The 15,275-nt window shown below is 41.2% G+C and carries 9 protein-coding genes; all 9 read right to left on the bottom strand.

What is annotated here, in order from left to right; translation table 11 throughout:
* Positions 1-20: 20 nt before the first annotated feature.
* Positions 21-1,487, bottom strand: coding sequence for a sodium:solute symporter (locus M1D52_RS14730; protein ID WP_437392882.1), 1,467 nt, complete (start codon positions 1,485-1,487; stop codon positions 21-23).
* Between the two features lie 58 nt (positions 1,488-1,545).
* A complete protein-coding gene (gene murQ, locus M1D52_RS14725) occupies positions 1,546-2,355 on the bottom strand; it encodes an N-acetylmuramic acid 6-phosphate etherase (protein WP_013666521.1) in 810 nt (269 codons plus the stop codon).
* Between the two features lie 95 nt (positions 2,356-2,450).
* Positions 2,451-3,149 (bottom strand): polysaccharide deacetylase family protein, encoded by a 699-nt coding sequence (locus M1D52_RS14720; RefSeq protein WP_242627369.1) that lies wholly within the window; start codon positions 3,147-3,149, stop codon positions 2,451-2,453.
* 2 nt (positions 3,150-3,151) lie between these two features.
* The gene (locus tag M1D52_RS14715) at positions 3,152-4,963 is read right to left on the bottom strand and encodes a glycoside hydrolase family 9 protein (protein WP_437392881.1); all 1,812 of its coding nucleotides are present in this window, start codon (positions 4,961-4,963) and stop codon (positions 3,152-3,154) included.
* Positions 4,960-6,801, bottom strand: coding sequence for an outer membrane protein assembly factor BamB family protein (locus tag M1D52_RS14710; RefSeq protein WP_437392880.1), 1,842 nt, complete (start codon positions 6,799-6,801; stop codon positions 4,960-4,962). Before M1D52_RS14710 ends, M1D52_RS14715 begins: the two co-directional genes overlap by 4 nt.
* Before the next feature lie 63 nt (positions 6,802-6,864).
* A complete protein-coding gene (locus M1D52_RS14705) occupies positions 6,865-8,112 on the bottom strand; it encodes an exo-beta-N-acetylmuramidase NamZ family protein (RefSeq protein ID WP_149105664.1) in 1,248 nt (415 codons plus the stop codon).
* 105 nt (positions 8,113-8,217) lie between these two features.
* Complete coding sequence (locus tag M1D52_RS14700; RefSeq protein WP_437392879.1) at positions 8,218-9,924, bottom strand: RagB/SusD family nutrient uptake outer membrane protein; 1,707 nt, start codon at positions 9,922-9,924, stop codon at positions 8,218-8,220.
* 10 nt (positions 9,925-9,934) lie between these two features.
* On the bottom strand, positions 9,935-13,204 hold the full coding sequence (locus M1D52_RS14695) for a SusC/RagA family TonB-linked outer membrane protein (protein WP_437392878.1): 3,270 nt from the start codon (positions 13,202-13,204) through the stop codon (positions 9,935-9,937).
* 432 nt (positions 13,205-13,636) lie between these two features.
* Positions 13,637-15,271: a SusD/RagB family nutrient-binding outer membrane lipoprotein gene (locus tag M1D52_RS14690; protein ID WP_013666526.1), complete on the bottom strand. Its 1,635-nt coding sequence runs from the start codon at positions 15,269-15,271 to the stop codon at positions 13,637-13,639.
* Positions 15,272-15,275: the final 4 nt, after the last annotated feature.

Raw genomic sequence — 15,275 nt, 5'->3', positions numbered from 1 at the left:
TTAGTCTCACACCCTCAGCCTTATGTCTTTCTTTTTTTGCTGGTAATTAACAGCATCAGTGCGGTTAGGCATCCATTTAGTAAAATCAGCTCAAATCCAACGGTATAACCAAGTGATTTTTTTAGCCAAGACTCAATGAGGTAGGAAAATACCGGGGAGATGAGGCAGATATAAGGAACTAATTTATCTTGTACCGATCGTTTAGATAGCATGCCAAAAGCAAAAAGTCCTAGCAAGGGCCCATAGGTATATCCTGCTGCAATGAAAATTGCGTTTACAACGGAGTCATTGTTGATTAGTCGAAAGAAGAGAATCACCACGAGCATGAGAAAAGAAAACACAAAGTGAACGATGTTCCTTGTTTTAACCAGTTTATGGTCGTTGGGATCTTCTTTTTTATTAAAGTTTAAAAAATCGACACAAAAGGACGTAGTGAGTGCTGTAAGGGCCGAGTCGGTTGTAGCAAAGGTAGCTGCTGTTAGTCCGAGCATAAAGATAATACCAGGTACAATAGCGAGGTGATTAAGGGCTATTTCCGGATATAGATGGTCCGGTGTCCTCAATTGGGCGATATCAATGTTGTTTTTGGCTGCATAGATGTATAGTAATGCACCAACAGACAAAAAAAACAGGTTAATAAATATGAAAATTGTTGTGAAGGTGAGCATATTCTTTTGCGCTTCGCCTATGGTTTTCATACTTAAGTTCTTCTGCATTAAATCCTGATCTAGACCGGTCATAGCGATGGTAACAAAAACACCGCCCAAAAATTGCTTCCAAAAATTCGCTTTACTTTCCATAAAGTCTTCCCAAAAGAAAATCTTTGAATAACTGCTATCCTTTACTGTTTCGATCGTTTCGAAAAAATTCAGATTTAAACTGTCGGCAATAAAATAAATCGATAAAACTACGGAAAGCAGTAAAAAGAAGGTTTGCAATAAATCTGTGATGATAATGGTTTTTAGCCCCCCCTTATGGGTGTACAGCCAGATGAGCAGTAGGCATATGATTATGGTAAGGGCGAAAGGAACATGCCAAGCGTCAAAAATAAAGCGTTGTAATACGATTGCTACGAGATAAAGCCTAAAAGCCGAACTGATCGTTCTCGAAATCAAAAAAATCATGGCACCCGTTTTATAGCTATAAAATCCAAGTCGGTGTTCCAAGTATGAATAAATCGAAACGAGGTGCATCTTATAATAAAGTGGCAAAAGCACGAACGCTATCATGATAAAGCCGACCGCATTGCCCAATACAAATTGGAAATAACCGAAACTACCGTTTCCAACAGCTCCCGGGACGGATATGAATGTAACACCTGACAAAGCTGTACCTATCATTCCGAAAGCTACTACATACCATTTAGAGCTCTTGTTGGCGATAAAAAAGGTGGCATTGTCTGATGACTTTCTGGAAGTTAAATAAGCAATTAAGATTAAAACCCCAAAATAAATCAGAAGAAAACTAAGTAAGGTAATAGGCGACATAATTCAATAGACGTTTTTGCAATTTATATTATGTGATTTTGAATCGCTTGAACTGGTTTTATAGGTGAAGCATGTATTCTATAGCTTTCCTTACACTACCGTATTTCTCCAGTAATTCATTCGCTTTTTCCTGGTTAACGCCTGTTTCTTCCATTATAATGCGAGTGCCTCTATTGAATAGTTTGGTGTTGGTTAGCTGCATATCCACCATTTTGTTTCCCTTTACTCTGCCCAGCTTAATCATCACCGAAGTACTTAACATGTTTAGCACGAGCTTCTGTGCCGTTCCGGCTTTCATGCGCGTTGAGCCCGTAACAAATTCAGGGCCTGTTATTACTTCAATCGGAAATTTGGCAATTTCTGCCATTGGTGTATTTGCGTTGCAGACTAAGCAACCGGTCGTAACTCCAGCTTCATTTGCAGCCTCTAACCCTCCAATTACGTAAGGTGTCGAACCGGATGCTGCGATGCCAAGCACTACATCTTTATTATTAATGCCATGTTCGCTCAAGTCTTTCCATGCCTGTCGTTTGTCATCTTCTGCAAATTCTACCGCCTTTCTGATAGCGGTATCACCGCCGGCTATTAATCCTACAATCCAATCAAAAGGAACACCGAAAGTAGGCGGGCATTCAGATGCGTCTAATATACCTAAACGTCCACTGGTGCCTGCACCGATGTAAAAAAGACGGCCACCTTCTTCCATTCTTTCAACCGTAATTTTTACGAGTGCTTCGATCTGAGGGATCGATTTTCTTACCGCTTCCGGTACGGTTTGATCCTCTTGATTAATATTGGTTAATAACTCGTTAACCGACATCTTTTCCAGGTCGTTGTAGTAAGATTCTTTTTCAGTTGTATTCTCCATCGTTATTATTAACTATTACAGTCAAAAATCCACACAGCTAATATATGCATTTTTATGCGTTTTTATGTGTATAAAACTAAAAAACATGCATACGGCTATTTCAACAGTTCATCTATTCTTTCGAAACGATATCCGTTATCTAATAATGTGTTTATTAAGCTAGGTAATCTATTGTAAAATTTGTCCTTCCTATGTGGTCCTACGCCTAAATGAATTAACATAATAAATCCCTTCAGTTCATGTATGTCTTGTTTCATAAAAGAAAGAACGGACTCATATATGACTTCTGACGAGCGATATCTTTTACCCATATCGGGCGTTGTATAGTCAGCTGTTGTCAGCGTTCCGGGCGTAAAGTTAATTAATTGTAATCCATGATTACTAGTCCATTCACTTATTTCTTTATTGTACCATTCGTATGGGGGTAAGAATAGGGGGGCTTTGGTTTTATCAATGCCAAATCTTTTTAATTTGTAATAAACCTTAGAAAGATCTTGATCGAAAGTGCGCCGATCAATTAATAAGCTGTCTCTGTTTGTCCAGTCGCAATAAAGCAAATGTTGGTCTGAATGGGCACCGATATAATGTTGATCTTCCAGCATTTTCAAAATCAATGGCTCGTTTATTGGATTGTCCAAAAATCTGCCCGTTAAAAAAAAAGAAGCTTTAATGTTCTGCTGTTGCAATTGGCGAAGGATAGTTGTTGCCCCTTCTGAGAATTCGTCGGCCGAGAATATTAAAGCTATCTCTTTGCGACTACAATCACCTCTGACTATAGCGCCATAGCGATCCAAAACTACTTTTTTCCCGGAGTTCCTCCCTGTAACTCATGTTCTTTGGCTGCCAATAAATAAATGAGTGACGCACTTCCGTCCATGGTGGGCTCATTTGTACTATAATCACCATAATCGTCGTGGTAGACTGCTAAGTCGGATTGGAACGCTTCGTATTCATCCGGGTCTACCAATTCAATACCGATTAGGTTATTGAATATGTTGCTATATACCGGGCCATCTACCAGTCCGCCATCGATAGGGAAATTTTTTAAGTGAGTAAATGCCGAGTGTGGATCTGTTGGACTATCGCCATTGCGGGGTAAACCATATACCATACTTGTTCCCCAGGGATTGCATCCGAATAGCCAGTCGATATTTGACTGTTCAAGTTCTGTATAAGATTCGTCATCTGTCAAGTTTCGATACCATAAACATTGGATAGCAAAAGAAACCGTTAAGTTATTACTGCACCATATAAAAGGGACTCCTCGAAAAAAAGCGTTTTGTTTTGCTCTCGTCCAAACTTTCTCGATACCTTGCCGATAGTAGGAAATTAGCTCTTCCCGATCTTTTCCATTCAATTGTTTTGCCAGTTCATAATGGCCTAGATTGATAAATGGATACCATTGGTAATGTGAGGCTGTGTCGGTTTCAAGCCATGGCGTTATTTTCTCTTGCCTCGCGTATTGTAGCGCTTCGTTCTTAAATTTAATATCACCTGTTACTTGTAAATTACTTGCCGCAGCTAATTCCATATCATCTACCCAATTGTCTTCGGCATAAATATAGGGTGATTTTACAGAAACGGTCTGTGTTACTCCCGGCTTTATTTTTGCGAAATCATATGCGCTTTCGGCTTTATTTCTTAATTTATAAGCGTAGCTTTCATCTACATGTGTAAATAATAAACTGCCGAGATTGAAAGCACTCGTAAATTTAGCAGCCGTCGAGCTGGTGCCGGTTGTATTGTTTAGAAATTTTCCTCTTTGTTGGGCTTGTCCATCAATGAAATAAACGGGTCGCTCATAGCCACGGCCGTAAAAAGGATCTTCAGCCGGCATCCGCATACCGGCATGGTCGCGATCATCTGCAATTTGGTTGAACATGAGATGTGGTTCGGGATGCATTTTGAGCAACCAATCTAATCCCCATTTTGCTTCATCCAATACATCTGCAATGCCATTGGGACCGCTGAGCCCGTTCGCTCGTTTTTCATCGATAAAAACACCCGGAAAATCCCGATATGCAGCTAACAAGTGATAGATCGCATTAGCTGACGTAGTGGAGTATTGTAGGTAGTCTGACGCGTCGTGCCAGCCCCCTCCAACATCAATCTTCGTGCTATCAGGTAGACCCGCTTTGGCGGCATATAAGGTAAAGCCGTCATGTGTGTGGCAACTGTCTTTTAGAAATGGATTGAATAGCGTCCGCTGCTGACGCATATAGCGAAGCACAAAATCAGCCGTTCCTTTATATACATCGGGCGCTACCCGAAAGACCGGTGACTTTCCTGAACCTGCTACAATGTAAAAGCTTCCCGTATCCGCAAAGTTAGAGAAGTTTAGCCGATAGCTCTGCTTAAATGGACCGTATGCGCCATAGTCTCTGCCTACATCGGATGTGAATACGCTTCGTTTACTGCGGGCGTCTATCAAACTAAAAGAATCAATACTTTCTTGATTTAAAGAGCCCCAAACGGCTACTTTTATACTTTCTGGACTATATCCCAATTGATTGATGCGAATCACGGTATGCTGATTTTGCCGTATGTTTTTTGATGCGCAAGCAAAGCAAAAGCCAAAGATGGCGCAATAAAAGATAAGCTTTTTCATCTTCTAACGCTTAATTTTACAATTTTTCCGTCCATTGTACTGACTACGATATGTTTTTTGTCTAACGGCAACAAAGGATTTATCAAACAATTGGAAATTTTATGCTGCCAAATAAGTTTTCCATCTTGGCGTTTAATGGCCGTTAACAATCCGGAGTTGCTTGGAGCCCAGACGATATTATTCGACTCCTCAATAGCTGTAGGGGCCAACTCGTAAGGTAATTGAAGGGACGATTGCCAAACGATTCGCATATCATGAGCCTTTGTCGATACACCGATGAGCTGCCCGTCCATTGTCTTGGCATATACCATTGAACGATCTGCCGAAAGTCCAATGCTTTCACGGACACGGTAATTATCCATTTTTTTTCTCCAGATTACTGTTCCCTTAGTTGCGTCGAGCGCTGTCATATAACGATCGGGAGCGACAATAAAGATGCGGTTATTGGCTCCTACGGGATAGCAGGCAGCTGGCGACAGCATTCTGTTTGAGGCTCCATTGCTCCAATGCCAGATCGCTTCCCCTGTGTTTAGGTCCAGGGCATAAAACTCGTTTCCCCAAGTGCCGAAATAAATTTTGTTTTGATAAATCAGCGGTTTAGCAGATATATAGCCTTTTAATCCTTCAAATGACCACTTTATTTTACCCGAGCGGATATTGATGGCTCTGAAAGTGCCGTCCGACCCACCGATATAAGCAATGCCTTTGTGGACCACGGGAGATCCTAGCACGGCTTTACCCGTTTTGATTTTCCATTTTTGCACCCCGTTTCGTAAGTCGATACTGTAAATATAACTGTCGGATGAGGCAGCAATTACCATGTCTTTCCAAATGGCCGGTGTGGCGTATATTTTTCCCTGCGTTTGAAAAGACCAGAGCTTCTTTCCACTGTTTACGTCTAAGGCATATATTTCGCCAGACGTATTCCCGGTAATCAGCTTTTTTTTAGCCAAGGCAAGCCCTGAGCCTATATCGCTCCGGTCTTGGAAAACCCATACTTCCTGAATCTGTTTAAATTTCTCATTCACAGCATAGGAAGGTCGAGGATATACATCAATGTCCCTTTGAAAGTGGTGGTTTTTCAAGAGGATAGTTAACCAGGGTGATTGAGTAAGACTGTCTGGATTTCGTTCTTGGTAAATAGCTTTGCCGGATGATATGCGTACTATATTATAACCGCCGGTGCTTCTTTTTGCCCGTAGGTTCGAACGTCCCATTACACCTGGAATACCTTCGAAATCATAAGCTTTATTGACATGGCCGTGCCCACAAAGAAAAAGCTGTACATTATGTTTTTTGATACGGTCTATCGCCTCGTACCAGTTATTGAGGGAAGAATCCTGCGGATAATGATTGACGTAGATCAGTGGTAAATCTTCATTCAGTTTTAATACGGAATCTAGCCAGACTAAGTTTTCTCTAGGTATCTGCCCCGGTCCCATGCGCATATTTGGTCCCGAATTGGTGCCGGCAAATCGATAACCTCCATGGGTGAAATAAAAGGTTTCTGAACCGAAAACCTGCCTGAAGCTATTGCCGCCACTTTCTGACCAGTTCGCATCGTGATTGCCGGGAACAACGTAATAAGGAATATCTATGCTGTCCAGTATCTGTTTGGCGAGCTTAAGTTCATGATCCGCTCCGAATTCGGTAATATCACCCGAAACAATTACAAATTTTAAGTCTTTATTTTTATTGATATCTGCAACAGTTTTTCTTAAATCTTCCGCACCGGTTTCGCTCCCAACATGTGTGTCGGTAACATGTGCAAAATGAAAATCCTGTGCATAGGTCTTTTCAACAAAAAGGAGTAAAAGAAGGATGAGTATTTTTTTCATCACTTATAGTTGTTTTTGCACCCGGATGACGTCATCGGGTATGATGAGCGATTAATACAGGGGCTATTCGAAATCCGGATATAGCAGATATTTCTTTCTCATTTTTTTATAGATTTCAAGCTCTGGTTTCCAGCTTTCCTTGATCTCATCTTCCGTCATACCGGCCTTAATTTGTTGTATGAGTTTATCATTGCCTGCCAGTTTATTGAAGAATTCGGGGCGAGCGAAAAATTGGTCAGCAATACCTGCTTTTTTAAATAGCTTGTAAAAATCCAATACGTATTTAAGCGTAAAAGTTGAACTTTTGGGGTCTATATCGCGCAAATCAAGTCCATAGCATGTTTTATCCTGTTGTTCAACGTGGGCACTCATACCAGGCTTGGAGCCCGGAGTGAAAGTGAATTTGCCGAAGGAAGGATCCGGGTAACCCAATACCTGAAAGGGCCAATCTGTGCCTCTTCCTACACTCACGTCTGTAGCCTCAAAGAGGCAAAGAGACATATACAAACGAACCGAGACATCGTTCGGTAGACTGGGGGAGGGGATTATGGGTAATGAGTAAGGTGTTTTATGATCCCAGTTTTTCAAGGATATAACGGTCAAATCGCATTTTTTTCCTTTGTCCAACCATCCTTCGCCATTGATCATTTGAGCCAATTCACCGATCGTCAAGCCATGAATCATTGCTATTTTGTGAAAACTGATATTAGACTTAAATTTATCATCCTTTCTTACCGGGCCGTCTACTTGATCTCCATTTGGATTTGGACGATCCAAAATGATTATTTTCTTTCCATGGTTTGCACACAATTGCATAACCTGATGCATAGATGCAATATAGGTATAGAACCGAGCCCCCACATCTTGTAGATCGAATAACATGATATCGATGGAGTTAACGATGGAGTCAGCTTTTTTGTTTTTTCCGTATAAACTGTATAATGGCAAACCTGTTTTTTCGTCTACCTCATTGGAGACCTTCTCACCACGTTCAATACTGCCCCTAAAACCATGTTCCGGTGCAAATGCAAATCGAAGGTCGATCTTGTTTTCTAATAGCACATCTACCAGATGTTTTTTATCCGGCCCAACCACTGAGGTTTGATTGCCCATTAGTCCGACTTTTTTTCCTTTTAGCAATGGTAAATAAGCTCCAAGCTGATCAGCGCCGGTAAGAATTTTATCCTTCGTAATGGCTTGGCGACTTTCTTTTTGTCTAGTATCCCGCTTGCCTTGCGAACCTTGCGTGCAAGATGCATGTAAAAGAGCGAGGAAGGAGAATATAAAGGGGAGAAGTTGTATGCGTTTCATAGACGTTTTTCTTAATTAAGGACTGTTTATGGTATTTCGGCAAAAGATATAAATATTTTATCTTTTGCCGAAATGGTGCCTATATAAATGGAATCGGCTTAACGATTACCAGCCGGGATTTTGTTTAAGTTCTACACCTTGATCTGCGTATAGTTTAATTTGATCCAATGGAATGGGATCGAGATAAACCTTGTCATTGTTGAACGCTCGATAAGCTTGTCTTGCCGCAGGTATTATATAACCTTCTTCAGCACCATTCTCAATAACCACATTTGAGAGGTTCGCATAATCCGTTTTGCGGATCCAAGCACCTCTATTGATGTCCGGTCTGTTGAAATTATCTGTATATTCGAGTTTTTTCCAGCGCCTTAAATCGCTTAACCTAAAGCCTTCCATTGCCAGCTCTATGCGTCTCTCTCTCCTTATTTCCCATAATATACCACTGACCTGTGGATCTCGTTTGGGATCATCATACACGATACCATTTACTGCAGGAGAATTTCCTATAACCTGCAAGTGTGGAAGATTAATGTCTGGTCTGTCCCGAAGTACGTTAATTGAAATGTCTAAATCGTTTTGAGTCAGCGAACCTAGTTCAGCAGATGCTTCAACATAATTCATCAAAACCTCGCCATATCGTATAACAGGAGCATCTGTAATATTTGAACTAGAGAGGCCTTCGTTTGCGTCCTTTAGCGACTCGTTTAAAAACTTGTGAACTATGTAGCCAGACGTAGAATAGTTTGCATATTTCAATGCGGGATCGCCGTTTAGTCGAATTTGTGTGGCAAAGGTTTCGTTGATTCTCGGATCCCGATCGGCCATGGCATTTTGAATGGTCTGATCACCTTTATACTTAGAAGACTGTGTTATAGGTAGACCGTCATTCATCAGATAACTTTCAATCAAATCCTTTGAAACGCCCGTTTGAGATTCTCTGTTAACATAACTCATCAAACTATGGGTTATCTGAGCTTTATCATATTGACGGTAAAGTATAATTTCGGGATTTCCTGCCAAACTTACCGAACTAAACAAATTACGGTAATTTGTATTAACGGAGTATCTTCCGCTATTAATAAGCTCATAGGCAGCCCATTTTGACGCTTCTAAATATTCGGCCGCTTTAGACTGATCAATGTTGTGATATTTGAGAAAAGTGCCTTCGAATAAAAACACCCTCGACATAAAAGCCAAAACTACGTCTTTATTTACTATTAAGCCTTTTTCTCCCGTACTTCCATCTTCGGTTCGCACATGTTCAGCCGCAAACTTAAAATCGGCTAAAACGTTATCCATTACTAACACTCTGGAATCTCTGGGTTTATAGAGTTCAGCTGCATTTTCATCCAACGGTTGATCATACCAGGGCACATCGCCAAATGCTTTGACCAAGTTAGCGTATTCCAGTCCACGGAAAAATCGACCCACACCCGTCCAATGATTTATTGCTTCCTCAGGCATTGGAACTCGTTTTATACGATCAATCAGAATATTTGCTTTTCTCACGTTGACAAAAGACCAACCACCACCACTAGGTGGCACTACTGAGGTAAATGTGGCCGGATTAGTCGGTGCAAAATCGTCATTTAATGATTGACCCGAGAAATATCCTCCCCAGCTTAAATCGAAACCACTTGCGTATCCTTTAAAATATAAAGGATAAAAGCCCCAAGTGAATAGTCTTACATTACTTTCACTTGTCCAGAAAGTTTCGTCTGTAGCTGTGTCAAGGGGAAGCTTTTCTAAAAAATCTTTTTTGCAACTTCCCAGGGTTAGGAGAAATAAAATAAAATATAAGTGCTTTTTCATGTCTTTTCGATTATAATGTGACTTGTAGCCCAAAAGAAATTGTCCGACGATAGGGATATACGCGGCCGAATGAAGTTTGATCGGTTTGCTCGTCGGTATAATCAACTTCGGGATCGATAGGCATTCCTACATTAGAAAACTCAAATAAATTTTCGCCGCTAAAGTAAATTCTTACATTTTGCAGCTTGATTTTTTGTACTAAGCTTTTGGGTAAAGTATACCCGAAGGTTATATTCTTCATTCTAAGATAAGAAAGGTCTAGCAGGTATTTGGTTTGTGTGCGGAAATTGAATGAATTATTGCTTTGTTGTGTGTTCACAATCCGAGGATAGAAGGCGTCCGTGTTTTCAGGGGTCCAGTAATCAGTTTGGTGAGCATAGAAGGCTTCTATGCGATAGCCTGGTATGAATAATGGACCCGAAGCCCAGAAATCACGTTTGCCAACTCCCTGAAAGAAAGCATCAAAATCGAAACCTTTCCAGTTAGCACCAATGCGAAACCCATATTGGTACCTGGGAGTGGTATTACCGATTACTTTCAAATCACCATGATCGTCTAGCGTGGATGAGCCAAAGTCAATTTTGCCGTCACCATTTAAATCTCTATATTTTATATCGCCAGGCCCAAATTGGAACCAAGACGTGGCATTATCTTCGACACTATTTAAGGGACCTTGTGTAGGAATTCCTTCCTTTAATACCCATTTTCCGTTTTCGTCTTGACCGTTAAAGTCGCCTTCATTAAAATAACGATCGGTTTCTAAGCCCCAAATTTCGCCAATAGTTTTTCCTTGATAGTTCGAGTTTATCCCATTTGTGGTGTTGGCAAATTTGGTAATTTTCTCCTGAAAATCGGATAAATTTCCGCTTAAATTTAATTGTAAACCATTGCTGAACGTATGACTCCAGTCAATAGCCAGCTCCCAGCCAGTTGTTTGGAGTTCACCATAGTTCCGTCGAGGTGCGCCCGCTCCCAGTGTACTTGGAACCGTGATACCAGCGCTTAACATGTCACTGGTTGTCCGCTTGTACCAATCGAAAGAGAATCCGAGACTATTATCAAAAAAGCGTGAATCGATACCAAAATCCATCGTAGTAACAGTTTCCCATGTGAGAGTTTGTGATACAAGGGATGGGGTGCCTACTGTTAACATATTTTGATCTCCCATCCACCATCCTGAAGTAGCAGGGGTCATTAAAGGTAAGAAGGGGTAAAATGAACTGGGATCACTGCTTCTTACAACAGCTTGGTTGCCGATTGACCCATAAGATCCACGAAGTTTTAAGAACGTGAAATAAGGCGCAAGTGGCTTGAAAAATTCCTCTTCTGAAAGTACGTATCCTGCCGATAAAGAGGGGAAAAAGCCGTATTGATCATTTAGCGGAAACCGGGAAGATCCGTCGTATCTTCCATTTAATTCCAAAAGATATTTGTCTTTATAGGCATAGTTAATTCGACCAAACACACCTAAGGTTGACCAATGACGATTGACTCCATTGGCAAATTGATCGCCCGTTGCGTATCCGAGTTCAGGTAAATTAGGATCCACTATTCCCATTCGTTTTGACAGTTGTTCCTGCTCTTTGAATGACTCCACGTCACCACCGACTATAAATTTGAAATTGTGATCATTTATTTGCTTGTTGTAGGTTGCGAATAGCTTCCCAGTATTCATATTGTTCCAGTTAGCGTTGTACTGGACATAATCGTAAGCGGGCGACTGGTAGTTTTCCAAATAGTTAAGCGTTCCGGACCAGAAATCTATTGCTGATGTACCACCACCGATATACTTTAGATGTTGGTTAGTAGAGGAGTATGTGTAGTCGAAATCAATGGTAAAGCCTTCAAAAGGGTGTAATGTTAAGCCTGCTGAAATTCTCGCAAATTGTTCTTTGTCTTCATTCATTTGCCCCTGCTCTGTTTCCGTTAAAGCACTTCTAAATGGTTTACCTTCATAAGTTCCATAAGGATACGTAGCTGGCCATCTATACAAATAATACCAAGGGCCATAGGTTGCGGAAGAAAAGCTGAAGGGGGTTTCGATATTTGTACTGGTGAATAATACCTTTCCTCTTGCGTCTACCCAATCATTGATTTTTGAGTTTACCCCCACTGAAAAATTGTATCTGTCAAATTTATCTGGTTTAACTTTCAAAACCCCATCTTGGTTTTGGTAGCCTAAATTTAGGTTATAACTAGTGTTTTCTCCGCCTCCCGTAAAGCCTATATTATGTCTTTGTTGAGGTGTCCAAGTTTTCATATATCGCTCATTAACATCCCACGGACGGTAAAAGAATAGTTTATTGTCCCGAACTTCGAAGTCCCTTCCCATTACCATTTCGTCATCAAGACCTTTTCCATCCCCGTACGCGCTGACCCAATCCCTGATTTTCTGTATGCCCAATTCATCGTAGGACATACCAAGAACGGTAAATTGATTGATATTTGGGTTGTTTGCCTGTCGACGCATGGCCTGTAAGACCATTTCCGCTCCTTCCACAGCTCCCGCGATCTCGGGTGTTTGCGTAGGGGTTTGCCAACCGAAATTGTTGTTGTAAGTTATACGGTTCGGTGTGTTCTTTTTTCCCGATTTCGTGGTTATTAAAATTACACCCCATGCACCTCTAGCTCCATAAATAGAAGCGGAAGCAGCGTCTTTCAATACAGATATATTCTCAATATCTTCCGGATTGACCATCTGTAAGTTTTGAACCTCCACATTGTCCACTAGAATCAATGGTTGGGCGCCTTCTCCGTTCAGCGATCCTGAAAGTCCCCGCAAGCGTATTTTCGGATTTCTTCCGAGATCACCGCTCGCAGTTGTTACAGTTAAGCCTGGTGCCGCGCCTTGAAGAGCCCGACCGACATCCGAAACTGGACGTTGACCAATTGTTTTCTCAACGTCAATGGTTGATACAGCTCCCGTCAAGTTGGCACGTTTTTGGGTTCCGTATCCTACTACGACGACTTCATCCAAGGAGGTTTCGCCCGATTGGAAGACCACATCAATTAAGCTGCCATCACCAACCGCGATCTCTTGAGGGGTGAACCCGATATAAGAGAATATTAGGGTTTGCCCTTTTGAAACACTGATAGCATAGCGGCCATTTTCATCCGTTTTAGTCCCTTGGTTAGTCTCTTTAATAAGAACAGACACACCAGGAAGCGGTAGTTTGTCGACCTTCGACGTGACCTTTCCCGTGACTGTTTTTTCTTGAGCCAAGAGGAGGGCTGGCACAAAAAATAGCCCTACGAAAAATAAAAGTAGTTTTCGTTTCATTTTGGTTGTTTTTAATGGTCAATTATGTTGATTATTTGAGTTTTTTCAAGCTATACTGGTTTGGTTTACACATTATTTCAATCTTCCGATTCAGCTTAATTGGTTCTGCTAAGGAGTAATAAGTTGGTCCTCCCTTTTGGTTAACATTACAAGATTACAAAATAAAAATAACATATGCAACATTATGCGTATTCTTTAATTTTTTGTACATAAAAGTGCATTTATATACGTTTTTTATGCAATAATGAGCTTTTTTTATTTTGTTTATGTGTCTTTAAGGTTATTGAAGTGTTAATATTTGCGGATTTGTGCATTATTTTGGAATAGGCAGAATAGAGAGGTCCAAAAAGCTTTTCAATAATAGAAAGACAGGAAGCATATCAACAAAAAAGGACATGCTATTGCATGCCCTTTATCATTATTTGAAACAACCTATGGTTGATCCCACCAAACTGGTTCGTTTAGATAAGTGGGGCTTTCCGCATTTGGATTTGCTTTTCTTACTTGCTCAATGTTAAAGTTGATCTCATAACTTGGCACGGCAAATCGTCGCGGCCAGTCAGTAAGACTAGGGTAGGCTTCTATAAACACATGGGAAGGTCTTTTGAAGCCTTTATAGATACCAACTGTTTCGTTATAACTTCCTGATGCATCTGTACAATAATTCATTCGTCTCAAATCACACCATACCTCCGGAGAGTAAGACAAGGCAATATATTTTTGAATCATAATGTGGCTCATGGTAAGTTCGCCGGCATTCTGGATAACTGATGAACTACTTAAAAATTGTTCAATAACTGTTGGCGTAATTCCCATGATTGACATATGGGAACGAATACCTGCTTTGTAAGCCGTAAGGGCTTCTGCTGATTGACCTAGCCGAAGCCGTACTTCGGCTTCAATGAAACGCATTTCAGCATTAGTCAAAAGAAGTCCTTTACCTCCTCGTTGGGTATACCATGAACCGGTTGACAGTATACGTTGTCCAGCCTGCGGCTTAGTAGGATCCATCCGAAGTTGAACGTATACTGAATCTTTGTTGGAAAACCTGTCACTTGATGCGGAGTAATTATAGCTCGAAGGACCGGCTTTTGGCAGATCAGATGACATGTCGACGAATTGAGTACGTACTAATTGGCCTTCTCGGTTTTCCATTCGAGGGATGAGCAGATCCATTCGCGGATCCTCCATGTTATTGTTGCCTGTAGGTGCTCCTGTATAGTTGTTTGAAAGATAGTCATAGTAAAGCTTTGTTATGCGGCCGGTAGAACCAATATTTACATATTGTAAAGCTGCTTTGCTATTGTCTGCAACACCCTCTTCGTCTACATACTGCATAATAGAACTCTGCTCATCCGACTGAGGAGCGGAGGCTAAAGCATCTAGAACTGCTTGCGGATTGTAGTCCGCTTTTTTTGTGAGGTGGTTTAAAAAGCGAGCTTTCAAGCCATAAGCTAAGCGAATCCAATTCTCCACTTTGCCGCCATTTAATATATCTCCTTCAGCTAAATCAGGAGCCGTAATTTCCTGCGATTTTTGAAGATCTGCTATCGCTTCGTCTAGCAGAGCGATTACTTTCCCTTGCACATAGGCACCATCATCAAACCTCGGGGTTAAATTGCCTGGTATGTCGAATTCATCATAGGGTAACATGCCGTAAAAATCGGCTAAGTATCCAAAGCCCCAAGCTTTCATGATTTTGGCGGCACCTATATAATGATAAGCGCCTACTTTCTCTGATGCTTCAATGAGCGGTTGTATATTCACCGCTGTGTTTACGTACCACGATTGCCAAGGCCAATTAGCACTGGAGACGTTCGAGTACCATCTCGTCAGATTCCAGTTATTGTTGTTTGCGTAGGTAACAGCCAGCTGCTGTGCTAAAAATGCAACCCGTGTACCGGCGCTCTCGTAACCATCAGCGAATTGTGCAATGATGGGTGGTAACCGTTGTTCCGGAGCGGGTACGGTGGAATTAGGGCTACTTGGATTTTCATTTATATCCAACCATTTCTTACAGGAGGTAAAAACGATTGACAAAAGCAGAATATATACAGACTTTTTCATTTTT

This window comes from Olivibacter sp. SA151 (genome assembly GCF_054130995.1).
Note: the sequence above shows the minus strand (reverse complement) of the source record. Positions and strands in the feature narration are given on the sequence as shown.

Bases quoted from the DNA above. Each gene is read 5' to 3' on its own strand.
- M1D52_RS14730 (WP_437392882.1), bottom strand. From the start codon at position 1,487: ATGTCGCCTATTACCTTACTTAGTTTTCTTCTGATTTATTTTGGGGTT.
- murQ (WP_013666521.1), bottom strand. From the start codon at position 2,355: ATGGAGAATACAACTGAAAAAGAATCTTACTACAACGACCTGGAAAAG.
- M1D52_RS14715 (WP_437392881.1), bottom strand. From the start codon at position 4,963: ATGAAAAAGCTTATCTTTTATTGCGCCATCTTTGGCTTTTGCTTTGCT.
- M1D52_RS14710 (WP_437392880.1), bottom strand. From the start codon at position 6,801: ATGAAAAAAATACTCATCCTTCTTTTACTCCTTTTTGTTGAAAAGACC.
- M1D52_RS14705 (WP_149105664.1), bottom strand. From the start codon at position 8,112: ATGAAACGCATACAACTTCTCCCCTTTATATTCTCCTTCCTCGCTCTT.
- M1D52_RS14700 (WP_437392879.1), bottom strand. From the start codon at position 9,924: ATGAAAAAGCACTTATATTTTATTTTATTTCTCCTAACCCTGGGAAGT.
- M1D52_RS14695 (WP_437392878.1), bottom strand. From the start codon at position 13,204: ATGAAACGAAAACTACTTTTATTTTTCGTAGGGCTATTTTTTGTGCCA.
- M1D52_RS14690 (WP_013666526.1), bottom strand. From the start codon at position 15,271: ATGAAAAAGTCTGTATATATTCTGCTTTTGTCAATCGTTTTTACCTCC.